Source organism: Chlorobium sp., from assembly GCF_021740465.1.
In the GTDB taxonomy this organism is placed as follows: Bacteria; Bacteroidota; Chlorobiia; order Chlorobiales; family Chlorobiaceae; genus Chlorobium.
Genome location: NZ_JAIOZR010000031.1, coordinates 1 through 22,539 on the forward strand (window position 1 = coordinate 1; position 22,539 = coordinate 22,539).

Genomic DNA, 22,539 nt, shown 5'->3' on the forward strand with positions numbered 1-22,539 from the left:
GTTGACAAGTTCTCTCAAAAAAGTGCCTCCGAAGGGTCATCGGAGACTACAGGGCAGCAACAAGAAGCTGCATAACCAACCGGTGGGTTACCACCTTAAACTTGACCTTTTTTTGTCTGCTCAATGGGGTCCACTTCATAAGGAAGAGATTATAAATCTTGTCCGCAATACCGAAAAGCAGGAAAAAAGCCTCCATCCGCTTGAAAGAATCATAGCTCTTGTGGATAACGGAACCTCAACAAAAGTGACAACAACAGGAATTCATGTCGCGCGCAGAATAGGAGAAGCCCTATCGAAAGCTTTCAAGGGAAATCTGGTTCTGCGATATGGTGATGGAGAACAAAGTGTTACGGCTCGCTGGGAACGGTGAGAAATATTGCATGCCGGCGATACCTGAAAGCCGGCATGCAGATCTGGAAAAACGGAAATTTCGAGTGACAGGTTTGCTGCCCCTTTTCCCTCAATCGATCAGATAATATTCCAGTGTTGAAACCACTCTCACTTTCTTGATATACGGAGTATTGCTGTCGCGATCCTCTATGGTGAACTGACCCTGGCTGGCGCTTTTTATCTTTCCCAGTCGGCTTTTTGAATCGCTGGCAAATTTTTCAGCTACGGCACGTGCGTTATTGGTCGCCTGTTCGATCATGGAGGGCTTCAGGCGGTTCAGCCCGGTATAGAGAAACTCCGTTTTGGCGTCATAGTTTTCACCGGAAACCGCCACGCCAAGCTTGCCGAGATCGACAAGTTTGCGAATGGTTTTGCGCACCAGAGCGACATTGCCGGTATAGACGCTTACCGTTGAGCTGCCGGCATACCGGAATGTGAAACGGTTTGCATCCCCATACCCCTGAGCCTGTCGGTCAATGATCGCCGGTGCAGAAATGGAAATATCTTTTGCATCGAACCCGCTGGAAATCAGAAAATCGTAAACGACCCTGTTTTTCTCCTCGATACCGCTCACCAGCGCACCAAGATCATCAGCGGCCACCTCAAATTTGATCGGCCATATGGCAATATCAGCCGGGACCTCTTTTTCAGACAATCCTTTAACAGAAACGGAGCGCTCAAGTGCCTTGAGCGTTACAAAACCGGAAGAAACAAGATAGCCGGCAAGCACAAGACCGGCACAGAGAAAAGCGCCGAGAATGAATGCTTCTGTTGTACGTTTGGTGTTCATAGCCCTGAAATGTTGGCTGAAAGAGAATCTGCGCACTCTCTTTCAGAAGGAATTGCCGACAGGAAAAGTTCCTCGCATCAGATGAAATAAAAAACAGGACGACATGCTGCAAGCCGTAGCCAGGACAATCGAAACTGCCGGTTCAAAGCGACCTTTCGGCTGTCAGTTCGAGGTAACGGCCAATCAGGGTGCCATTGACCGCATCCCATGATTGCCCCTCTGCATAGCGCAGCCCGCTTGCACGCATTTCGGAAAATGCCTCATGGTCATCGATCAGTCTGAGACAGTGGCGATAAAACTGATCGATATCTCCGGCTTTTGCAACCAGTCCGGCCCCAGATTTGTTGACCAGTTCCATACACCCGCCGATATCCGAAACAACCGCCGGCAAACCGGTAGCAAAAGCTTCGAGAACCACGTTACCGAACGCTTCGGTAGTCGAGGGAAACAGAAAAACATCCCCGCTCGCATACGCCTCCGGAAGAGCCGAGCCGGTCAGATATCCGGTAAAGACCGCTTCCGGCATCCGGCGGCGCATCTCGGCCTCTTCCGGCCCGGAACCGATCATGACGAACCGTACCCTCGGCTCAAGCCCCTCGACCACAAACCGCTCATAGATGCTCATGACCACCTCGATATCCTTGTAGAGCACAAACCTTCCAGCATAAACAAAAACCGTGCGGTCCCCGGCATTCCACTCTTCGCGAAGCCGCCGGGAACGGCGGGACGGATCGAAAAGATTCCGGTCGATACCTCTTGACCAGATTTCAACGTTGCGAATGCTCTGCCCGATCAAATTCCGCTGAACGATCTTGTTTGGAGCAAAAACGAGATCGCAGGTATTGTAGAACCACCTCAGATATTTCCATACAGGCTTGAGGGCGAATCCAAGCCTGTAGTAGCTGAGGTAAGAGGGGAAATCGGTGTGATAAACCGATGTCGCCGGAAGATTTCTCTTTTTGGCATAAAGAAGAAATTTTCGTCCGACAATATCGGGTGTCGATATATGCACGATATCCGGAGCATAGGCATCGAGCTGTTTTTCGGTAACAGATCCGAAAAAGCCAAGCTTGTAATCGGGATAGAGCGGAATGGGAACCGATGGAAGACGATAGACACACAGGCTTCCATGATTATCCTGTTCGGACACATCGGATGACCAGACTACGACTTCATGACCGTTTTTCCTGAACGAGGCGACAAGCTGATAGATGGAGCGTACCGCTCCGTCCTTGTCTTTTACATACGTACCTGCGTATAAGGCAATCTTCATGGAATCCCGGAATAACGGATAATGACAGTTTCCCTGGAATCACGCCGGCACCGCTGTTCTGGAAAACGATTCAGCCGACAGTAAAAAAGCTAAAGTAACATTTCCACGGGAAAAACCATCATACCGTTACATGCCGCGTATTACTTCAGAGTCAATGCAGCAACAACAGGATTGACAAGTCTCTTGAAATCCCTGTATGCAAGCCTGACCAGCTCGGTGTGGGAACCCGCATTGAACGCAATATCCTCGTCCTCTTCAAGTTCTTCGGCAACATACACATCCAGTCCGTAAAGATTGCCGAAGGGCGGCATGGCACCGGTTTCGCATTCCGGAAAAAGCAACGCGAACTCCTGCTCTCCGGAAAGCCCGGCATCCCTTGTACCGGCAACCGACCTGAGCCGCTCAAGATCGAGCTGCGTCGAGGCGGGAAGAACCGCCATGGCAGGCTTGCCCTCGATGGTCACCATAACGGTTTTCGCAAGCTCTTTACCGGGAACATGAGCCGATGCGGCAACCTCCTGGGCCGTATAGGCCGGTGAGTGGCTCACCACAAAATACTTCACATTGTGGCTGTCGAGAAACTCCCTCAATCTGCGAATAGGCATGGGAAATCTCCTGTTTGGTTGATTGGAAACAACATTGAATTCAGGCCGGACACTGTAATAAAAGAAAAGTGACTCTCCGGATGGGAACAGAAAAAGTGAATGACCGCAGAGATAAAAACATTACAGTCAGAAACCGGCCCTGAACCCGAACAACAGGTTGTGGTTGTCAATATCCATTTCAAGCGTACGGAAACCAGGTTCGATTATCGGATCCACACCGGCGAAGTAACGGGACTTTGCGTCTATGGTAACACGCCATGAAATCTGAAACCCCGACACCCGCTCCAAGCTGAACAGTCAGGACGACATCGCTGCCCAGGTCTCCAGGCGCATCCACGCTGACTTGTGCATAGCTCAATGCAGCACTCAGAAAGGGGGTGATTTTACGCTGTTCAAGCCGGTAATCGAAATGTCCGTTGGCAATGACTGAAAAAACGGAAACAGCGCTGCCAAGGTTGTCGATTTCATTTTTTTGATAGGCGACCTCGCCTCCAAGCCGGTAACCGTCATAAACCCTGCCGAAAGCGCCGCTGAAAAAAGCAAACCCTGTTGAACCGCCAACGTAGGGAGTAGCGGCAAGAAGAGGTGAAGCAAGAAAAAAAAGGATGAGAAAAAGCAAAACAACCGTCGAAACATCATAATCATGATATTCTCCAGCAGAACAGGTGAAGCAGGCACCGACCAGAAAAATGATCCTTAAAAAGTAAAGTTACAATTTCCGGATAACCATTTCAAAAACTTTTGAACCTGCTGAACGGAGGTCTGTTACCTCAAGAAACGGTGAACCCTTCTCCAGCGCCAATCTGCCATACGAACACCGGTTCTCAATGTCAATATTAATCCATTACCTGTTTTTAATCAAGCTTCCGACCGGTATTTGCCTGTTCGAGCCATACGCTGAGGGCGGAGTATGCATCACGGTAACCGATATCCATAATATCTGAAACTCTGGATGTATCAACCAGACTGAATGCCGAAAGATCGGGCGTAATGCACAAATCCGCCTTGCCAATCTGTATTGCGGTGGTATTGGTAATCGTGCTGTAAAAGGCATTAAGCAGAAGACCGACAATATTTTCAGGCTTTTTGAAAGCATGACGACCGAAAAGATCGACACAGATGACTCTTGCCCCATCGCAGGCGAGCAGGGGCGAAACCGGAACATTTTCTACCAGCACGCCATCGACCAGTAGTGCGCCGCGATACTCCACAGGCCTGAAAACACCGGGAATACAGCTGCTTGCCATAACCGCTGAAGCCACATCCCCCTTTCTGAGAACAACTTCTTTTCCGGTTCCGATATCGGTGGCAACCATGAAAAGCGGAATCGAAGCATCCTCCATATTTTTATGCCCGAGCAGGTGGTTGACGATATCGCCGAACTTCCTGTTCGACAGCAGCCCGTACTGCGAAAGCACCGGACCCGACAAGTCAAACCAGTCGAGCCCCAGGGCGATCTCACGGATTTCCTGCCAGCATTTGCCGAAAGCGAAAAGCGAGGCGATAAACGCGCCGATACTTGTCCCGCTGATCATGGCAATGGAGATATGCAATTCATCGAGAGCCCTGAGCACTCCTACATGAGCAGCGCCAAGCACCGCTCCGCCTCCGAGCGCAAGAGCGTTTTGTTGTTGTGCATGCATAACCGGGTAGATTTACAAGACACGCTGCCAAACAAAAAAAACATCAGCCAAACAAGGTAACGAGCCGTTTGAGAAAACCGAATTTCTTTCTGCCGTAAGGCGGATAACGTAAAACCGGATCCGGATATACCGACCTGAAAAGAACGCTCCGTTGTAAGGAAAAGGTTTCAAATCCGGCTTTGCCGTGATAGGCGCCGAATCCGCTTTTCCCGGTTCCACCGAATGGAAGCGTGTGGATTGCCGATTGAAAAAGCAGATCGTTGCAGCAGAAACTCCCCGAACGGGTTCGGCGCAGAACCTTTTTTCCTGTCGCCCTGCTCGAGGAAAAAAGATAGATGGCCAACGGGTCATCCCGCTCGGCGATGAATGTGAGCGCCTCTTCGAGCTCCCTGTAAGTCAGAACAGGCAGAAGAGGTCCGAAAATCTCGGACTCCATGATACCGGAACCGGCAGAAACCCCCCGAAGGATTGTCGGAGCTATATAACGGGACGCTCTGTGTGTCTGTCCGCCGGCAACAATGGTTCCATCCTGCAATAACCGTTCGAGCCTCGTAAAATGATAATCATTGACGATTCGTGAATAATCCGGGCTTGTCCGGGGGTCGGTACCAAAAAAATCCAGAACTGCCTGCTGCATGAGCGAAAGCAGAGTACCCTCGACATCCTCGTGAACGAGCAGATAATCCGGAGCGATACAGGTCTGGCCTGCATTGAGGAATTTAGCCCATACGATACGCCGGGCTGCCGTTTTCAAAACCGCGTCCTTTTCGACAATACAGGGATTCTTGCCCCCCAGCTCGAGCGCAACCGGCATGATATGACTGGCCGCGGCAAGCAGTACCTGGCGGCCTCCGTTCCGGTTGCCGGTGTAAAAAACAAAGTCGAAACGCTCGGCGAGCAGTGCCTCGGCTTCGGCAATACCGCCTTCTACAACACGAATCGCCCGGCTGTCGAGATACTCCCCGACACAGCCGGCAATGAGTACAGAGGAATGCGGTGCAAGTTCCGAAGGTTTGAGCACTGCACAGTTCCCTGACGCAAGAGCCCCAACAAGCGGAGCGAGCATAAGCTGTATCGGATAGTTCCAGGCTCCGATAATAAGCACCACCCCGCGCGCTTCAGGACGAATCGCACCATGCCCGAACAGGTAGTGCAGCGGAACCCCCCTTCGGGATGGCTGCATCCAGCCTTTGAGATGCTTCAGGGCATATCGTATCTCACCGGCAAGAAACGATGTTTCCGTAAGAAATGTCTCCCGGCCGGATTTTCCCAGGTCTGCGTAAACCGCAGCCGCAATATCCGTTTCCCGCTCCCGGAGAAAGCGCAACAGGGCGAGCAGCTGGGCTCGGCGCCAGGCAAAGGACTCGGTTCGTCCATCCTGAAAAGCCTGCCGGAGCTCATCGAGCATCGGGGAAAATTGTCTTTCTGCCATAACCATTGCCGCGAAGGAGTAGTTCAGTTCAACTCACATTGCAACGCCGAAAGCATACGGTAAAAGCCGTCCTCTTTTTCCAGCAGTTCGCGGCTGGTCCCGCTTTCGACGATTCGGCCCTCCTTTAAAACCATAATCCGGTCGATATTTCTTATGGTTGAAAGGCGATGGGCAATAATAAAGGAGGTACGCCCCTGCATAAGATGCTCGAGAGCCTCCTGCACCAGTTTTTCAGACTCCGAATCAAGCGAACTTGTCGCTTCGTCGAGCAGCAGTATCGCCGGGTCGGAAAGCACCGCCCGGGCTATGGCAATCCTCTGCCGTTGACCGCCGGAAAGCTGAATGCCCCTGTCGCCGCAAAGGGTACGGTAACCATCGGGAAACCTCATGATGAAATCATGAGCATTGGCCTGCACGGCGGCCCGCATGATCTCCTCATCGGAAGCCCCCGGTTTGCCATACGCGATATTCTCCCTGATGGAACCTCCGAACAGGAGAATGTCCTGAGGCACAATCGCCATACCCGAGCGGATTGCCTGCAGGGGATACTCCCTGATATTCTTTCCATCGATGAGGATGGCTCCCTCATCGACATCATAAAACCGCTGAAGAAGAGCGAAAAGCGTGGTTTTGCCCGAACCGCTCGACCCAACAAGCGCAAGCCGCTCCCCGGCATCGACATTAAAGGAAATGTCCCGCAGTACCGGTTCGCCCCTTCGGCCCGGATAGCTGAACTGAACATGCTGCAGAGTGACTGCACCCCTGAGCGAAACCTCCTCATCACGACCGGACGCATCCGTTCCGGAAGTGAGCGGTTCGGGAACCTCCCTGAGAATCTCGTCGATACGCTCCGTCGCTCCCAAAGCTTTCTGAAGCTGGCTGAACAGTTCGGCAAAACTTCCCATGGCAGCACCGATAAAGGTAGTATAGAGCATGAACGAAGTCAGGCTGCCGATGGAAAGTTCAGCGTTCTGAACCATTTTCACCCCCGTCCACAATACCAGAACGATTCCCCCGAACAGTCCGAAAATAATAAACGAAAGAAATGCACCCCGGAATCGTGCGACCCTCAGTACATCGAGCACGTACCGCTCTATCAATGCGCCATAACGTCCGGACTCATACGCTTCATTGCAAAAGGATTTGACCGTCTGGACGCCCTGAAGGGTCTCCTCGACAACGGCGTTGCCAGCGGCAAGCTCGTCCTGCGCGCTTCGTGAAAGACGCCGGATTCGCCTTCCGGTAATAATTGCCGCAAGGACAAGAACGGGAAAGGAAGAGATCATGACAAGCGTCAGCTTCAGCGATATCATGCCGATCAGCACAACGCCTCCGGCAAGCGTGGCAATCTGGCGGACAAGCTGTGAAAGCGAAGAGTTCAGGACATCCTGAATCTGCGAAAGATCGGCGGCAATCCGGCTTGTAAGTTCACCGGTTCTGCGGCTTGCGAAGTAGGTCATGGGAAGCCGGATAAGCGTGGCATAGGTATCCATGCGGATAGAGGCAAGAATCCGTTCCCCGACTTCGACAAACCAGACCGACTGGAAATAGGAAAAAAACGCCTGCAGCGCGAGCACACCGGCAAGGGAGAGTGCAATGGTATCGAGCGATCCCGGCCCTCTGGCGGAATCGCCGGCCACTGCGGTATCGATCAGCCGGCCGGTAACATAAGGGAAGGCAAGTCCGAGCAGGCTTGAAATCAGCATGGCCGTCAGCGCCATGAAAAATTTCGCCCGGTAAGGGGCAAGATAACCGAAAAGCCTGGACACCTGCCTGAAATGCTCCCTGTCTGCAAGGGATGCGATTATGTTCATCAGAAACGACATCTTGCCTGTTATAAGGAGGTCGGAACCACAACTACTCTGTAGTAATCCCCGCAGACAGCTATAAATTCAAACGGGAGACACCTCGGGCATGAAAAAGCCGGTCCGGCCATGCCGTATTCAAGAAACAAAAGAGCTTTCACCGATTTTTCCCGGGCCTCCTTATTTGAGAGTAGTGCGGAGGTTCGCTACATTACAACAAATTTTCTCACCGAAACCATTATATCGATCTCTTATGGAATGGATCACACAGCCGGAAGCATGGATCGCCCTGGCAACCTTGACGGCCCTGGAAATCGTTCTCGGCATAGACAACATCATCTTTATCTCGATCATCTCGGGAAGGCTGCCCGAATCGCAGCGCAACAAGGGGCGGGTTATGGGTCTCGGGATTGCCATGATTTCCCGCATTATTCTGCTGCTCTCCATAACCTGGGTCATGAGCCTCACGGTTTCGCTCTTCACCTTTGCCGGCCACGACATTTCCGGACGCGATCTCATCCTCCTCGGCGGCGGGCTCTTCCTGCTTGCCAAAAGCACCCATGAAATTCACCAGAGCCTTGAAGGCAGTGAATCCGAAAGAAAACAATCTTCGGCGGCCGGCTTCGCCATCACCATGCTGCAGATAGCCATTATCGACATCGTATTCTCTCTCGACTCGGTCATAACGGCCATAGGCCTTGCCGAAGATGTGGAGGTCATGATCATTGCCATCATGATCTCCGTCGGCATCATGATGCTTGCCGCAAAAGCCATCAGCGAATTTGTCGAACGCCACCCCACCATCAAAATGCTGGCGCTGAGTTTTCTCATTCTTGTCGGCGTCACCCTGCTTGCGGAAGGTGCTGACTACGAAATCCCGAGAGGCTATATCTATTTCGCCATGGCATTCTCCGTCTCCGTTGAAATGCTCAATATCCGTCTCCGCACCAGGGTTTCGGAACCTGTCCACCTGCACAAAACCATGGACATCGAGCCGTAAGAGAGGAGCTGCACGCCAAACCCCTGCAGGCAGAACTTTTATTACGGGGGTTTGGTATCATATCCTTACGGGCATCAAGCCTGCCTCATCCGGTCAACCTGAAAAGAGCGATCGATTATGTCCACTCCTTATGCACTGCACCCCGACAAACTCTACAGGAAGTGCGACCCTGCAGAGTTCAGCTTCACAACAACCGAAGAACTTGACGGGCCGCTTGAAATAACAGGCCAACAGAGGGCGCTCGATGCCATCAGCTTCAGCGTTGGCATGCAGCATGACGGGTTCAACCTGTTTGCCCTCGGTCCGAACGGAGCTGGAAAACAGACCGCGATCATGCACTATCTGGAAGACATGGCCCCCCTTGCGGGCGTACCTGACGACTGGTGCTATGTCTACAACTTCGAAAAGCCCCGCCATCCCGAAGCGCTCCGCCTTCCTGCAGGAATGGCCTGCTCTCTCTCCGCTGAAATGGAACGCCTTGTTGAAGCACTCTTTACCGTCATACCGGCGGCATTCAGCAGCGAAGACTACCAGGCTCAGGAAAAAGTCATACGGGAAACCTTCCAGGAACAGCAGACTGCCGCCATCGAAGAACTTGAAAAACGTGCCGCGGAAAATAATATCGCGCTTATCCGGACACCGGCCGGCTTTGCCTTCGCCCCCATAAAAAACGGCGAAGTGCTCAAACCCGACGAATTCATGCTGCTCAAGGAAGCGGAACGCGAAAAAATAGAAAAAGAGATCGCGGCATTGAAAAACGCCATGCAGTCCATCATGGCGCAGATCCCGAAATGGCAGCGGGAAGCCCAGGACAAAATCAAGGAGCTGAACCGGCTTATTGCAGGTTTTGCCGTCAAGCCCCTTTTTGCTGAACCCGGAAAAAGCTACAGCACGATTGTTCAGGTCACCGCCTATCTCGAGCGGGTTGAAAACGACATCATCGAACATTTCGACCGTTTTCTCGAAAAGGACAGCTCCACGCAGGAACTGCTGCCCGGCCTGTCGGTGATGAAAGGGAACTTCTTCAACCGCTACAAGGTCAACGTACTGGTCGATAACAGCCGCTCAACGGGAGCGCCGGTCATTATCGAAGAAAAGCCTGCCTGCCAGAACCTCATCGGCGACATCGAACACCTTTCGCAGATGGGAACCCTCGTCACGGATTTTACGCTCATCAAGGCGGGAGCCCTGCACCGTGCAAACGGCGGCTATCTGCTCATCGACGCCCGCAGGCTCCTGTTGGAGCCCCTCGCATGGGAAGCGCTGAAAAAAGCCCTGCGCACACGGCAGATCCGGATCGAATCCCTGGCCCAGCTTTACAGCCTTGTCAGCACGGTCTCGCTCGACCCTGAACCAATCCCGCTCGATGTAAAGGTCATCCTGCTTGGAGAACGCACGCTCTACTACCTCCTCTCCAGCTATGACCCGGATTTCAGCGAGCTCTTCAAGGTTGCGGCGGACTTCGAAGACGACCTGCACAACACTGCCGAAAGCCGGCTGGCCTATGCCCGAATCATTGCCGCCATAGCGAAAAAAGACGCCCTTTGCCACTTCGAAAAAACTGCGGTGGCAAGGATTGTCGAACATGGAAGCCGCATCTCCGGCGATGCCGTAAAACTTACCGCCCATATGCAGAGCATCGCCGATCTTGTGCATGAAGCCGACTACTACACGCGCAGGAACAACCGGCGTCACGTAACCGCCGAAGATGTGCAGATGGCTATCGACGCGAGAACCGTGCGTGCATCGAGAATACGCGAAAGAATCCGGGAAGCGACCCTGAGAAACACCATTCTCATCGATACCGCATCGGAAAAAACCGGGCAGATCAACGGTCTTGCCGTTTACTCGCCGGGCGGACAGAGCTTCGGCCATCCGGGAAGGATAACCGCCAGGGTAAGTCTCGGCAAGGGTGAGGTTATCGATATCGAGCGGGAAGTCGAGATGGGAGGCCCGATTCACTCGAAAGGGGTGCTGATACTCTCGGGATTCCTCGCCGCCCGCTTCGCCATCCAGCAGCCACTCTCCCTTTCAGCTTCGCTGGTGTTCGAACAGTCCTACAGCGGCGTCGAAGGGGACAGCGCCTCCTCGGCCGAACTGTATGCCCTGCTTTCCGCCCTTTCGGATACCCCCATCCGGCAATGGTTCGCGGTAACCGGTTCGGTGAACCAGCACGGAGAAGTGCAGGCGATTGGCGGCGTAAACGAAAAAATCGAGGGCTTTTTCGACCTCTGCGCAGCCCGTGGCCTTGACGGAAAACACGGCGTGCTGATACCGGCCGCCAACATCGACAATCTCATGCTCAGAGCCGAGGTTGTAGACGCTGTAAGAGCCGGGGTCTTTGCGATCTGGCCGGTCAGCCATATCGATGAAGGCATTGAAATCCTTACCGGCCTGCCGGCGGGAGAGCCCGACCCCGAAGGCATCTATCCAGCGGAAACCATCAATGGCCGTGTAAGCACAAGAGTGCAGGAAATGGCGCTGAAACTGAAAAAATTCAATGCGGAATCAAAAGGAAAGGCGGAGTAAGCATGCAGCATCAGGAGAACCGAAACCGGGAAACCCCTCCGAAACCGGAGCGGTATGTAATAAAAAGCATTGCTGTCGGCATTGACTGCTCTCCCCACAGTATGGCATCGCTGAAAGCTGCCGCCGAACTGGCGGCAAGAATGAACGCCGAACTGATCGGCATATTCGTGGAAGATATCAACCTTCTGCGCATTGCCGATCTCCCCTTCAGCCAGGAAATCCGTCTCTACAGCGCCCAACCGGAAAGCATGAGTACCGCAGAACTGGAAAGACTGCTCCGCATGCAGGCAAGACAAGCCGAAACATCACTGCAGCACGAGGCGGAAATCTTCAGGGTACACCACACATTCAACGTCCGCCGGGGCATTGTTCCCAGGGAGGTAATCGCCGCCGCTCTGGAAGCCGATCTTCTCGTGCTTGGCCGAAGCGGACGCTCCCCTACATGCCGCAAGGGTCTCGGTTCGACAGCGCGAAGCGCACTCTCCGGCAGCACAAAAAACGTGATGCTCATGCGGACGGGGTTTTCAGCGGAACACGAAGCCATACTGGTGCTTTTCGACGGTTCAGAAGGATCGAAAGCAGCACTCCGCATTGCCCTGAGCCTCGTTCGTTCAGGAAACACTCTCCATATACTCATATTGCCGCAAACCGAAAATGAGAAGGCAACCCTCGAAAAAGAGCTCTCGAAGCTCATTCCTTCGGGCATACTACGTGTGGAATACCACATGCTCCCATCCGTAACCGACAGCAGAATCATTGCCCGCTACATCCGCATGGCCGATTCAGGGCTGCTGGTGCTCAGCGACCATATGAATCTCCCCCAGGAAACCGTGCATTCACTCATCAACGAAGTGGACTATCCCGTGCTGCTGGTTAGGAATCAGAGTAGCTAAACTGTTTCTCTGCGATCTTCATGCCCGTTTATTCAGATATTTGTCGGAAACTCCACTATGGAGGGGACCAATGAAGGGGCCATACGTATTTTTTCGTTACTGTTCTACCCGTAACATTCCACCTCTCGCCCTGATTTTACGCTTTCCTTACTATACCTGAAAACATCACTTGCCATTAACTTGACGCTGCTTACAAGCCCACTGTTATTGCTTGAATATTCATACAGGGTTCGATCTGCGCTTTTCCAGCTGTCTTTATATTCTTCTTCACCTCGAAGATGATCAAATATCTGGTCTCCGGCAGAGAAAGCATCCTTATAAAGGAGCGCAAGGTGTATTTTTCCGGGTGACAACTTGATATATTCTTCTTCATAAGCCTGCATATAGTAATAGAACCGTTCATTATATCGGAAACCAAAATGCCAGCTCATTGCTTTCTGGTTCATTCTGAGTTCCGAGAAATGAGAAACACCTGAATCTAAGCCATAGCGAAGAATTAATTCATATACAACTTCAGAAACACCCGTCTCGTGTGATTTTGGCCACCTTTTCCTGTGTACGCTTAAAAACCCATACAAAGCATCCATTGCCTCTTTCTGTTGATCTTTCCCGTACACATATAGCTCAAAATCTCCCAACTCTGCATACCGCCGAAAACGCCTGTTTATATCACGCTTCAACTTTACGGGCCTTTTATCCATAAAGTCAACATAATCGGCAAACGCTCCTAAATTCGTGTATGGACAAACCTCCTCTTCTCTTTTCCACCCTCCGCAAGTTACAGATCTGCTTCCACCATTTATTTCAATCCTGTCATACTTTATTTTAGCATCGCGGATCGCATTAATAAGCTCATTCCAGTAAGAATCGTATAATAATGAATCAATATCTCCAACAATAATAGGATCATGATAATCATAAATATCATAACCGACAGGAACAACAACCTTTATATAGCCGGATTTTATATTTTTTTTCCACAAAACAAGAGGAAGAAAAATAACAGCATTATCATTTTCAGCAATCACATATACTGGATCAATATCATATTTATTCCTGTAAGCATCGACCCATGCCTTTGCTATCGAGGGGTGAAAAAACACATGTGAACTGCTTGCTTCATGCATGATTTTTATCCACCTGTCGAGGAAATCCTGTTCCTCGATCTCCCGCCAATCAGTATAAAAACTGAACTCCCAGTTATTGCCCATAATAATTAGACTTTAAGATCAATTTCAGTAACAACCTCAAATTTGAAATTAAAAGGCTTTAAAAACTGCGCTGGAGGATCGCCGCACCAGGAAACACCATTATCAGCCTTATCCCTAAAATATAAAGATATCAATTCCTTCTTTGCGTTAAACTCCTTACCTATCCTTATAATTCGTGTTTTTGCCCAATCTATATTTGAAATATTTCTCATAGAAATAGTGTACCATAACCAAACCCAGTATCCATATAATCTGCACTGCATTTGTTCATCACTTATAAGACGACGCATTATTTCAAATGCCGCGACATGATCCGAGTGCCCATCGAGATAATAAGGAACAAAAATAACTTCAGGATTAATCCCCTTTACTATTTTACCAACCTCTGAAACCGCACCACTAAACGAATCATCATTAATATCAGGAATATTCCCATCCAAAAAATGAAGTCTCTTTAAATCAGTAAGCTGTATACCAATAGACCCGGCAACACATTCTGATATTTCAATTCTTTTTTTTGCAATCAGCCCAGGATCAATATCATGCAGACTTTTTTCTCCATCAGTCAGATACATTATTGTCAATCGGCCACCATTTTTTATATATTTCAATATATACCCTCCAAGTCCTATAATCTCATCATCAGGATGAGGGGCAACGACCAATACATTGCTATACCCATATACTCTTTCGTCACTTTCACATCTAAGCTTTACCAGTAATAACACTCTTCTTAAAAAACGGGAAAAATAATCATACCAATACCCAAGAAAAGCATTAAGACTATAACCTTTGATTTTGATATTAAACATTTTGCAATACTTTATTACAAAAGGAATAAGGCATAATGAATTTCATAAAAACAAAAAAGCTTTCACTACATCAAATTGACAGGTTTAATCCTGTATCAATCTTGATGACTTGTAATGAGCCCGCATAAAACAGGCTGCCTATAATTATATGATTATCCTTAGTACAAAAACCGTACCAAAAAATATCAACATATTGGAACCACCCAGTCAGAGGTAGCGATCACGGTCAATAGCCGTCCGGAATAAATCGACTGATAACTTGTTTTTTGGCATAACACTATAGCTGAAAACGGTCGTAAGATTTTCCACAAAAAAAGCCCTGTAATACCTGTATTTAAAGCTCCAATGCCGTTCTCAGGCATGAATACATGAATACGAACCGGTATAAGTCCTGAGGCTGCCTGCGAGGATATCGGGATGTGACGTGTGCATTAAAACCTGGTCGCTCATAACAAAGAATTATTAGTATGACTGACAAAAGAATAATTTCCGGTTACTCAAAGGGAGCTGCCTGAAACAAGCAACCTGTAAACAGTAATGCTACCTTGTATCAATCTGAGCTTGTGCACCGCATCAATATCGTCTCAGAGTGAGATTGTCATCCCCTCTTTTTTTATATCGGGGTTGATGAAATTGAAAAGACAAAAGATGAGGTATTCACGAGCTCTGAAAGGACGCTGTCATCATCCCCAATAACAGGGCTGTCGTTTACGTTTCTAAAACCCTGAAATTGCCAGTCCATGAAACGGACAAGAAGATAATTCAGAATGAAATTCGCTCGTGAGCCCGTTTAACCTCAACTTGGTTGTGGAAAAATGATGTACAATCAAACCGGAAGGTTACACGCATGAAAACCAGGTCATGCAGAACAGATCATCGGCATCCTGAAGGACGCTGAAGCCGTCATATCGCTCAAGGAGATACCCGTAAAAAAGCGGAAACACCCAAAACCAGGCATCGTGCCGTCATGCATCTGTACAAGAGCTTCGGGCAGAGTCTGGGAAAGCTCTGTAGTATGCCGGAACTGAGCCTATCAGGAAACCGTTACGGGAATTGAAACGACGGACGGAAACGCCAGGGGTATTGGTGGTTGCGTTTCCGGTTGAGACGGGAAGGTTTTAAGATAAACCACAAACGGATGGAACGGCTCTCTGGAAAAAAACCTTTTGCTGAGCCTCAGGAGGTGATGGGAAATGACCTGTGTCAGCCGGGAAACACCTCCTCCACGGAAACACAGTAACCTGTGTCGGGCGATTGATTTCATAAGCAACAACCTGTATAATTGCCGTTGCTTTCTGCTGCCGGACAGCCTGGATGCTACAGCAGGGAGTTTCCTTGCCTATGATATCGATAAGGTCAACCAATGGCAATCGGGTGGGTGCCCGCTGGAAAGGCTTGTCTGGCTCAAGGAAATGGCAGGGATGATAACGATAGAAAACGACCCGAAATTTATCGGTAAGTCACTCGATGCCCTGGCATTTCATTATGGGGTGAAACTGGTGCTCAACCGCCCGGGCAAGCCAGCCGAAAAGACCTGCTTTAAAAACTTGAATGCAGGATCAGGGAGTGATACCTGAATATGCACCGGTTTCTGGGTCTTAATCATGTACGAGATCTCATCGGGCAATGACGGAATATTTACAATCCTATAACAAAAAAGACTATCCGGTCTTCCTGAGATAACTACGTCGGATAGCTGTAGTAAATTAAAAGAACAGCTTTTTTCACATACGTATTCTTACCGACATATACCCTTTATGTGACAACTTCTAAATCGATTAATAAGAGATCCCCAACTATCTTTTGGCAAGCACACGAATCAGATACTGTCCATATTGGCTTTTCATAAGCGGTTCTGACAGTTTCAATAAGGCATCGTCATCGATCCAGCCGGAGCGCCATGCGATTTCTTCGGGGCATGCGATTTTCAGGCCCTGTCGTTTTTCAACGGTTTGAATAAAATTCCCTGCTTCCTGATATGACTCATGGGTACCGGTATCAAGCCATGCAAAACCCCTCCCAAGCATGGAGCACTTCAGTTTACGCCGTTTCAGATACTCCTCGTTCACTGATGTAATCTCCAACTCCCCTCGAAGGGACGGTTTCACATTTTTGGCGATTTCCACAACATCGTTTGTATAAAAGTAAAGTCCAACCACCGCATAATTCGACTTTGGATCATGGGGCTTTTCGACAATGGAAAGCACATTGCCCTCTTCATCCAGCTCAGCAACGCCGTAACGCTCGGGATCGCTGACATAATACCCGAAAATATTTGCCTTGCGCTCCTTCTGTACAGTCTGAACCGCAGCCTCAAGCATCGGACTGAATGCATAACCGAAAAAAATGTTATCCCCGAGAATAAGGGCAACATCTTCGTTTCCGATAAACGCTTCACCGAGAATGAATGCCTGGGCAAGCCCGTCTGGAAAAGGCTGGACGATATAGGTAAGCGTAATGCCCCAGTCACTGCCATCTCCCAGCAGTTTCATGAACATCTGCTGGTCTTCGGAAGTGGTTATGATGAGAATATCCTTTATCCCTGCAAGCATCAGGGTGGTCAGAGGATAGTAGATCATGGGCTTGTCATAGACAGGCAAAAGCTGCTTTGAAATGCCTTTGGTAACCGGATAGAGCCTTGTGCCCGAGCCTCCAGCAAGAATGATGCCTTTCATAACCGTTATTGTGTTGATTTAGGGGAACTGCACACTCATCCATGCAGGATACACTGCATGGATGCAGCAATATAAGCGATATTCTGCTTTGTCATGCGTGAATACATCGGAAAGGTAATCAGGCATGCCGCACAGCTCTCGGCAAACAGCAATTCGCATGAAAACCGAGGCAAAATGGAAAACCAATAACATAGGTCTGAGTTTTCGGGGATCCGTTCGCCGTATTGCGGTAACTTTTTTCGGTGCAGAGAGACCGGATGTCTGCAACAATGATCAACTCTCACCAAAAGAAAGATGTTAACGCTCTTTCTCGAAGGAGATACTCCAATCGGGCAGCACCTGAAAATCAGAAGAGGGACAAATCCTCACGATTCCGCCTTGAAACTCTGTTTTGAAGACAGAAGAAAACGGTTAATGAAGTCACCGCCAAAATGTTTCCGGGTACCAGCAAAGGGTGCCTTTGCTGAGGCTTGAGACAAGTGCAATGAAAGTAGCATGCGGGGTTCCTAATGGACAACGATGCCGTAATGCATCGCTGTTGCCCAAAAAGACATTGTGAAAAATGTCAATCTCACTCTGAGACGATACCGGGCAATATTATAGCTAAGATGACACAAGATCCGTCTCAAAATAATAAGACCAGCTGTTTCCTGAAAATCCAATATGCAGAGTCAGAAATGCATCAGATGATTGCCAACCTAATTTACTGCAAACCCTTACACCACTGTTCGATGACCTCTCTGGTTTGATACTTGCCGATTAACCTGGCATTCATTCATAATCCTGTTATTAAAGCTTTTTGTGTGAAATATATACAATCTGTAGGCATATGGTACGGCTTTTGTACAGCATAACGATGAATGATGTTTGGAGTAAGAAAATCTGTTCGGCACTCATGACAAAATGACACTATTTATCAGGAATAAACTGAGAAACTGCTCATCCAAAAGGCCCGGGTGACTCATATTTTTCATGACAACAGGATAATTTTCTAAACATTCCTGTAATTCATGCATTTCAAAACCTTTTGGATACCCCACTATCTTTATCCAAAATTTTTTGTACCCCTCTAACTTATCCTTTTTCTGAATGATAGCGTACTTGGAAATAAATAGAGGCCCCCTAAAACACACACAAAAAACATCAAATACTACAATTGATGAAAAAACAACAGTATAGAGCTGATATAGATGGGCTGAGAGCTATAGCTGTAATGGCAGTTATTTTTTGTCATCTTGACGTTTACGGATTTCAAGGTGGGTTTGTCGGAGTAGATGTTTTTTTTGTAATCTCAGGGTTTCTTATTACATCTATCATCCTGAAAGACATTAATGCAAATAAGTTTTCTGTTGCAATCTTTTATGAACGCCGAATTCGCAGAATCTTTCCGGTTTTTTTCTCTGTTATTGGTGTTACCTGCCTTTTAGGTGCCTATTTCTTTGAATACAGTACATTTAAAAGTTTTGCTGACAGCATCATTGCGGCAACGGTTTTTTCTTCGAATATGCTTTTCTGGAGCGAATCGGGATATTTCGATGCACCTTCATTACAGAAACCTTTGCTGCACACTTGGTCACTTGGAGTAGAAGAACAATTTTACATCTTCTTTCCCCTTCTGCTGACCTTTATCAGCCGCTTCCTGAAACAAAAATATTTTCCCTGGCTGCTTTCGCTCGCAATACTCTCTTTCCTCATGAATATTTATGGCGTACATCATCATCCCGGAGCAGCATTTTTCTTCATGCCGCTTAGAGCATGGGAATTGTTCACTGGAGCCCTTGTTGCCCTACCTGCCATTCCCACCAATTCTTCGCCTCGCATCAGAAACCTCATATCGGCAACCGGTCTTGGTTTCATTTTTTTTAGTATCGCTTTCTACACGGAAGCAACACCTTTTCCCGGATTTTATGCTATTCCACCGGTTCTTGGAACAGCCCTGATTATACATAGTGGCTCCTCAGGCCCATCCTTAACGAACAAAATCCTCGGATGGAAACCCCTCGTCTTTATCGGACTTATCTCATATTCCCTTTACCTCTGGCACTGGCCTATCATTGTATTCAGAAAGTATGTGCTGTTGCGAACATTGAACCCAATGGAAATTGTTTTGATCATTGCTATAACCTTTTTTATCTCTATTCTATCCTGGAAGTTTATCGAGCAACCGTTCCGGTCCCCAACACTATTTCCAAACAGGAAAAAGTTGTTCGGAATCGCGGCGGCTCTCATGGTTTTCTCAGGAGCTACCGGAACCTTGATCCATATACAGAACGGTATGCCATATCGTTTTGCTGCCAATGAAATAATGATGGATGAATTTTACACTTGGGACTGGTTAAACAACTCGACCTATGGAAATTTGTATGTAGATCCACACTCGGAAAAAATCCCTACAATCGGCTCCTGCAGCAAAGAACCAGTTTTTGCTTTATGGGGTGATTCTCACGCATGGGCTTTTATTCCTGCCCTTAATAAGATGGCTAATAAATATGATATTACAGGGTATCTGTTGACAACAAGCGGCACAGCTCCTGTAATGGGAATCGAGCGGTTAGGACACGAAACGGCGTGGGAACCTTTTAACCAGGGAGTCATAGATTTTATACGTTCAAAACCAGAAATAAAAACCGTTTTTCTTGCTGCGCGTTGGGCGATATATACCAACGGAACAAGATATAAGAATGAGGAAGGAACGGCTGTCATTCTGACGAATGTCAATGAAATTCGGGGAAAATCAAATGCATTGCTGATGGAAGAAGGTCTCTTCAGATCTGTAGACACACTTCTTTCAATGAAACGGAATGTTGTTCTAATATCCCAAATACCGGAAATTGGTTACGACATAAAAAAACTCATATGGAATGCATCCCGGTTTTCACCAAAGCTACTTAAACTCTCCCCAACTATTGATGAGTATCGGAAGAGAAACAAAGAAGCGATAAAAATACTTCAGCAACTGTCAGCATACAACAAAAATGTAACCTTGATTTCCCCTGAATCAATGCTCTTTGACAATGACGGAAAAGTGATCTTAATACATAATAAAAAAAGCCTTTATAGGGATGATGATCATCTATCAACAACAGGCTCTCTTTTTATCGCTCCTGCTTTTGAAAATATTTTTTCCAAAATGTCAAGGGAAAATTTTGAAGGAGAATTTCTCCCTTTTAAGGTAAACCAACGGCTTTTAACAAAAAACAGCTTTTCCCATAATATCAGCAATAAACAACACACTCTCCCTGGTCAACCCTGAATGCATTGGCAGGGTAATCAGGCGGGATGCTACCCGTTCGGTCACCGGCAATTCGCAGAAAAACTGCCGGAAAATGGAAAACCGGTGGACCGGGGGATAGTGCATGCTGGTCTGGATTCCAGCTTCATGCAACCGATCCCTGATCGTATCCCGCAACACCGTAGACTGACCGCCGGCAAGTACAACGAAAATATAGTTCGATACAAACCCCCGGCGGCCGCTAAAAGGCACGCCTGCTCCTTCGACTTCGGAAAACGCATCCTCGTACCATTGCCGCACTTCAGCTCTTTTTTTCAGGTCATCCTCCAGCTTGCGAAGCTGAACGACACCAATCGAAGCACGGATATCGTCCATTCTGTAGTTATACCCCGATTCGACGACATCATACCCGGTACTGTGGCCTTTGGAGCGCTCATACGACAGCGTTGTCATGCCGTGCGAGCGTAACAGCTTTGCATGCTCATATAAACCCTCATCGTTCGTCACCAGCATCCCGCCTTCTCCGGTGCTGATATTCTTGTTTGAAAAAAAGCTGAAACAGCCAACGTCGCCAATGGTGCCAAGCTTTCGGCCACCGTACTCCGAGAGCGGCCCGTGACAGGCATCCTCGATTACCTTGAGATCATGTATCCGTGCAATCCGCATAATCTCGTCCATCGCACAGGGAAACCCGGCATAATGCATGACAACAATAGCCTTTGTTCTGAGAGTTATTTTCCGCTCGATATCCTGTGGGTCTACAGTAAGATCGTCATCCCCGCATATATCGGCAAAAACCGGCACCGCATCGACATAGCGGATAGCGTTTACCGTCGCCACGAAAGTAAGCGAGGGACAAATGACCTCATCCCCTGGGCCGATGCCGAGGATCTTCATGGCCAGATGAAGAGAAACCGTACAGTTGGCAAGTGCGAGCGCATGGCGGACATCCAGAATTTCTGCAAAATCCGTTTCAAAAGCCGTTGTTTTCGGACCAGTGGAAATCCATTTCGAGCGAAGTGTATCCAGCACGGCCAGTTCCTCTTCGATACCGAAATTCAGATCAAACAAGGGAATCTTGTACATTACGTTCAGGTTCAACTGTTACGATACTCTTTTGCATCCGGATCAGGAATAAAACCATCCTGCACAACCTGAATGATCTGCCTGATGCCGTCCGGAACTGTTTTGGTTATACTGAAACCGAGACGACTCTTTATCTTTTCGAAAGAAACCCGGTAATCCCTCGGATCCTCGTTCTTGGCCACATACCTGATGCGGCTGTCTGGCAACTGCTTGAGAATTTCATCGACGATCATCTGCTTCTGATAATTTTCCCTGGTATCTCCGACATTGAAAACATCGAAAGCCACTTTTTCCTCTTCCGCTTCAAGAACGGCAAGGACCGAACGGCAGAGATCGACAACATGACAGTATGGCCGCCAGAACTGCTCGCCGAACACAACAAGTTCCCTGCCAAGCGCCAGTTCCTTTGTGAACTCGTTGACCGTCAAGTCAAAGCGGAGTCTGGGAGAAAGGCCGTACACGGTTGAAAAGCGAAGAGAGGTCGGCTTGCAGCAATTGCTGTGCGGCTGAGCGAGCATGTACTGTTCGATGGCAACCTTGGTTTCGGCATAGAGCGAAACCGGGGCAAGAGTTGAATTTTCATTTACAAAAGAGTCTGGATCTTCCATTTTGCCGTAATTGCTGCATGTCGAAGCAAAAACAAACCGCTTCACGCCGAGCTCATTGGCAAGATCGTATGTCCTCCTGCTTCCTTCGAGATTGATCGCGTGGGTAAGATCGGGCTGTTTGGCACAGGCCGGATCGCCGACAATCGCCGCAAGATGAACGACATGATCGACTCCATCGAGTGCTTTGCGAAGGTCCGCTTCACTGCGGACATCCCCTTTAATGAACAGAAAATCATCGTTATTCAGAAGATCGATGATCGGAACACCTCCAAACATGAGGTTATCGAGAACCTTTACACGGTAACCTTTTTCAAGCAGCAACCTTACCAGTATCGACCCGATATAGCCTGCACCGCCTGTTACAAGTACAGTATCCTTCATATGTGTAATTAAATAATATTATTAGAGTATTCTGCAATGTTCGTTATACTCTTTCTGGGCAGTATAGTAATCGTCTGCCCGACCGATATCGAGCCAGTAGTCCTGCAGATCGTATTTCGACACCCGAGAACCTTCTTCAATCATCCTCCTGATCAGCATATCCATACCGAAAAA

At 48.6% G+C, this 22,539-nt stretch carries 18 protein-coding genes and 1 pseudogene; 6 read left to right on the plus strand and 13 right to left on the minus strand.

The features are described 5' to 3' along the window. Nucleotides 1-370: pseudogene (locus K9G39_RS10585) on the plus strand (hypothetical protein); the annotation flags it as partial. Nucleotides 371-460: 90 nt separating this feature from the next. Here the strand turns inward: K9G39_RS10585 and K9G39_RS10590 are convergent. The 7 genes from K9G39_RS10590 to K9G39_RS10620 form a co-directional block, all read right to left on the minus strand. Continuing rightward, entirely contained in the window at nt 461-1,180 is a 720-nt protein-coding gene (locus tag K9G39_RS10590; RefSeq protein WP_292004894.1) for an SIMPL domain-containing protein, read from the minus strand. Nucleotides 1,181-1,322: 142 nt separating this feature from the next. After that, complete coding sequence (locus K9G39_RS10595) at nt 1,323-2,453, minus strand: glycosyltransferase family 1 protein (RefSeq protein WP_292004895.1); 1,131 nt, start codon at nt 2,451-2,453, stop codon at nt 1,323-1,325. A gap of 140 nt (nt 2,454-2,593) precedes the next feature. Beyond that, a complete protein-coding gene (locus tag K9G39_RS10600) occupies nt 2,594-3,058 on the minus strand; it encodes a YbaK/EbsC family protein (protein WP_292004896.1) in 465 nt (154 codons plus the stop codon). 178 nt (nt 3,059-3,236) lie between these two features. Beyond that, nucleotides 3,237-3,677, minus strand: coding sequence for a hypothetical protein (locus tag K9G39_RS10605; protein WP_292004897.1), 441 nt, complete (start codon nt 3,675-3,677; stop codon nt 3,237-3,239). Nucleotides 3,678-3,912: 235 nt separating this feature from the next. Continuing rightward, complete coding sequence (locus tag K9G39_RS10610; protein ID WP_292004898.1) at nt 3,913-4,701, minus strand: patatin-like phospholipase family protein; 789 nt, start codon at nt 4,699-4,701, stop codon at nt 3,913-3,915. A gap of 43 nt (nt 4,702-4,744) precedes the next feature. After that, a complete protein-coding gene (locus tag K9G39_RS10615; protein ID WP_292004899.1) occupies nt 4,745-6,133 on the minus strand; it encodes an aldehyde dehydrogenase family protein in 1,389 nt (462 codons plus the stop codon). Between the two features lie 23 nt (nt 6,134-6,156). Next, nucleotides 6,157-7,947 (minus strand): ABC transporter transmembrane domain-containing protein, encoded by a 1,791-nt coding sequence (locus K9G39_RS10620; protein WP_292004900.1) that lies wholly within the window; start codon nt 7,945-7,947, stop codon nt 6,157-6,159. A 244-nt stretch (nt 7,948-8,191) separates the two neighbouring features. Here K9G39_RS10620 and K9G39_RS10625 point away from each other — a divergent pair, with 244 nt between their 5' ends. The 3 genes from K9G39_RS10625 to K9G39_RS10635 all read left to right on the plus strand — a co-directional run bounded on the left by K9G39_RS10625 (nt 8,192) and on the right by K9G39_RS10635 (nt 12,360). After that, on the plus strand, nt 8,192-8,938 hold the full coding sequence (locus K9G39_RS10625) for a TerC family protein (protein ID WP_292004901.1): 747 nt from the start codon (nt 8,192-8,194) through the stop codon (nt 8,936-8,938). A 117-nt stretch (nt 8,939-9,055) separates the two neighbouring features. Continuing rightward, complete coding sequence (locus K9G39_RS10630) at nt 9,056-11,467, plus strand: ATP-binding protein (protein WP_292004902.1); 2,412 nt, start codon at nt 9,056-9,058, stop codon at nt 11,465-11,467. A 2-nt stretch (nt 11,468-11,469) separates the two neighbouring features. Beyond that, entirely contained in the window at nt 11,470-12,360 is an 891-nt protein-coding gene (locus K9G39_RS10635) for a universal stress protein (protein WP_292004903.1), read from the plus strand. Between the two features lie 104 nt (nt 12,361-12,464). On the opposite strand, the gene K9G39_RS10640 is transcribed toward K9G39_RS10635, so the two are convergent. Together K9G39_RS10640 and K9G39_RS10645 are read right to left on the minus strand one after the other, a co-directional pair. Beyond that, nucleotides 12,465-13,571, minus strand: a complete 1,107-nt coding sequence (locus K9G39_RS10640; RefSeq protein WP_292004904.1) for a GNAT family N-acetyltransferase — start codon at nt 13,569-13,571, stop codon at nt 12,465-12,467. 5 nt (nt 13,572-13,576) lie between these two features. Continuing rightward, the gene (locus tag K9G39_RS10645) at nt 13,577-14,383 is read right to left on the minus strand and encodes a PIG-L family deacetylase (protein ID WP_292004905.1); all 807 of its coding nucleotides are present in this window, start codon (nt 14,381-14,383) and stop codon (nt 13,577-13,579) included. A gap of 1,193 nt (nt 14,384-15,576) precedes the next feature. Between K9G39_RS10645 and K9G39_RS10650 the strand changes: the two genes are divergently transcribed. Beyond that, nucleotides 15,577-15,960, plus strand: a complete 384-nt coding sequence (locus tag K9G39_RS10650) for a hypothetical protein (protein ID WP_292004906.1) — start codon at nt 15,577-15,579, stop codon at nt 15,958-15,960. A gap of 219 nt (nt 15,961-16,179) precedes the next feature. On the opposite strand, the gene rfbA is transcribed toward K9G39_RS10650, so the two are convergent. Continuing rightward, nucleotides 16,180-17,058: a glucose-1-phosphate thymidylyltransferase RfbA gene (rfbA, locus tag K9G39_RS10655; RefSeq protein ID WP_292004907.1), complete on the minus strand. Its 879-nt coding sequence runs from the start codon at nt 17,056-17,058 to the stop codon at nt 16,180-16,182. Between the two features lie 1,159 nt (nt 17,059-18,217). On the opposite strand from rfbA, the gene K9G39_RS10660 reads away from it, so the two are divergent. Next, entirely contained in the window at nt 18,218-20,311 is a 2,094-nt protein-coding gene (locus tag K9G39_RS10660; RefSeq protein ID WP_292004908.1) for an acyltransferase family protein, read from the plus strand. Here K9G39_RS10660 and K9G39_RS10665 read toward each other — a convergent pair. Genes K9G39_RS10665 through K9G39_RS11230 form a run of 3 tightly spaced genes read right to left on the minus strand, consistent with a single transcriptional unit; the run spans nt 20,246 to nt 22,530 of the window. Continuing rightward, nucleotides 20,246-21,361: a DegT/DnrJ/EryC1/StrS family aminotransferase gene (locus tag K9G39_RS10665; RefSeq protein ID WP_292004909.1), complete on the minus strand. Its 1,116-nt coding sequence runs from the start codon at nt 21,359-21,361 to the stop codon at nt 20,246-20,248. The genes K9G39_RS10660 and K9G39_RS10665 overlap by 66 nt on opposite strands. A gap of 26 nt (nt 21,362-21,387) precedes the next feature. After that, a complete protein-coding gene (locus K9G39_RS10670) occupies nt 21,388-22,365 on the minus strand; it encodes an SDR family NAD(P)-dependent oxidoreductase (protein ID WP_292004910.1) in 978 nt (325 codons plus the stop codon). Nucleotides 22,366-22,386: 21 nt separating this feature from the next. Next, complete coding sequence (locus K9G39_RS11230) at nt 22,387-22,530, minus strand: sugar phosphate nucleotidyltransferase (RefSeq protein WP_363319392.1); 144 nt, start codon at nt 22,528-22,530, stop codon at nt 22,387-22,389. Nucleotides 22,531-22,539: the final 9 nt, after the last annotated feature.

Coding starts and splice junctions, on each gene's coding strand:
- rfbA (WP_292004907.1), bottom strand. CDS start 17,058: ATGAAAGGCATCATTCTTGCTGGAGGCTCGGGCACAAGGCTCTATCCG.
- K9G39_RS10645 (WP_292004905.1), bottom strand. CDS start 14,383: ATGTTTAATATCAAAATCAAAGGTTATAGTCTTAATGCTTTTCTTGGG.
- K9G39_RS11230 (WP_363319392.1), bottom strand. CDS start 22,530: ATGGATATGCTGATCAGGAGGATGATTGAAGAAGGTTCTCGGGTGTCG.
- K9G39_RS10615 (WP_292004899.1), bottom strand. CDS start 6,133: ATGGCAGAAAGACAATTTTCCCCGATGCTCGATGAGCTCCGGCAGGCT.
- K9G39_RS10600 (WP_292004896.1), bottom strand. CDS start 3,058: ATGCCTATTCGCAGATTGAGGGAGTTTCTCGACAGCCACAATGTGAAG.
- K9G39_RS10650 (WP_292004906.1), top strand. CDS start 15,577: ATGACCTGTGTCAGCCGGGAAACACCTCCTCCACGGAAACACAGTAAC.
- K9G39_RS10595 (WP_292004895.1), bottom strand. CDS start 2,453: ATGAAGATTGCCTTATACGCAGGTACGTATGTAAAAGACAAGGACGGA.
- K9G39_RS10640 (WP_292004904.1), bottom strand. CDS start 13,571: ATGGGCAATAACTGGGAGTTCAGTTTTTATACTGATTGGCGGGAGATC.
- K9G39_RS10620 (WP_292004900.1), bottom strand. CDS start 7,947: ATGAACATAATCGCATCCCTTGCAGACAGGGAGCATTTCAGGCAGGTG.
- K9G39_RS10630 (WP_292004902.1), top strand. CDS start 9,056: ATGTCCACTCCTTATGCACTGCACCCCGACAAACTCTACAGGAAGTGC.
- K9G39_RS10625 (WP_292004901.1), top strand. CDS start 8,192: ATGGAATGGATCACACAGCCGGAAGCATGGATCGCCCTGGCAACCTTG.
- K9G39_RS10670 (WP_292004910.1), bottom strand. CDS start 22,365: ATGAAGGATACTGTACTTGTAACAGGCGGTGCAGGCTATATCGGGTCG.
- K9G39_RS10635 (WP_292004903.1), top strand. CDS start 11,470: ATGCAGCATCAGGAGAACCGAAACCGGGAAACCCCTCCGAAACCGGAG.
- K9G39_RS10610 (WP_292004898.1), bottom strand. CDS start 4,701: ATGCATGCACAACAACAAAACGCTCTTGCGCTCGGAGGCGGAGCGGTG.
- K9G39_RS10590 (WP_292004894.1), bottom strand. CDS start 1,180: ATGAACACCAAACGTACAACAGAAGCATTCATTCTCGGCGCTTTTCTC.
- K9G39_RS10660 (WP_292004908.1), top strand. CDS start 18,218: ATGAAAAAACAACAGTATAGAGCTGATATAGATGGGCTGAGAGCTATA.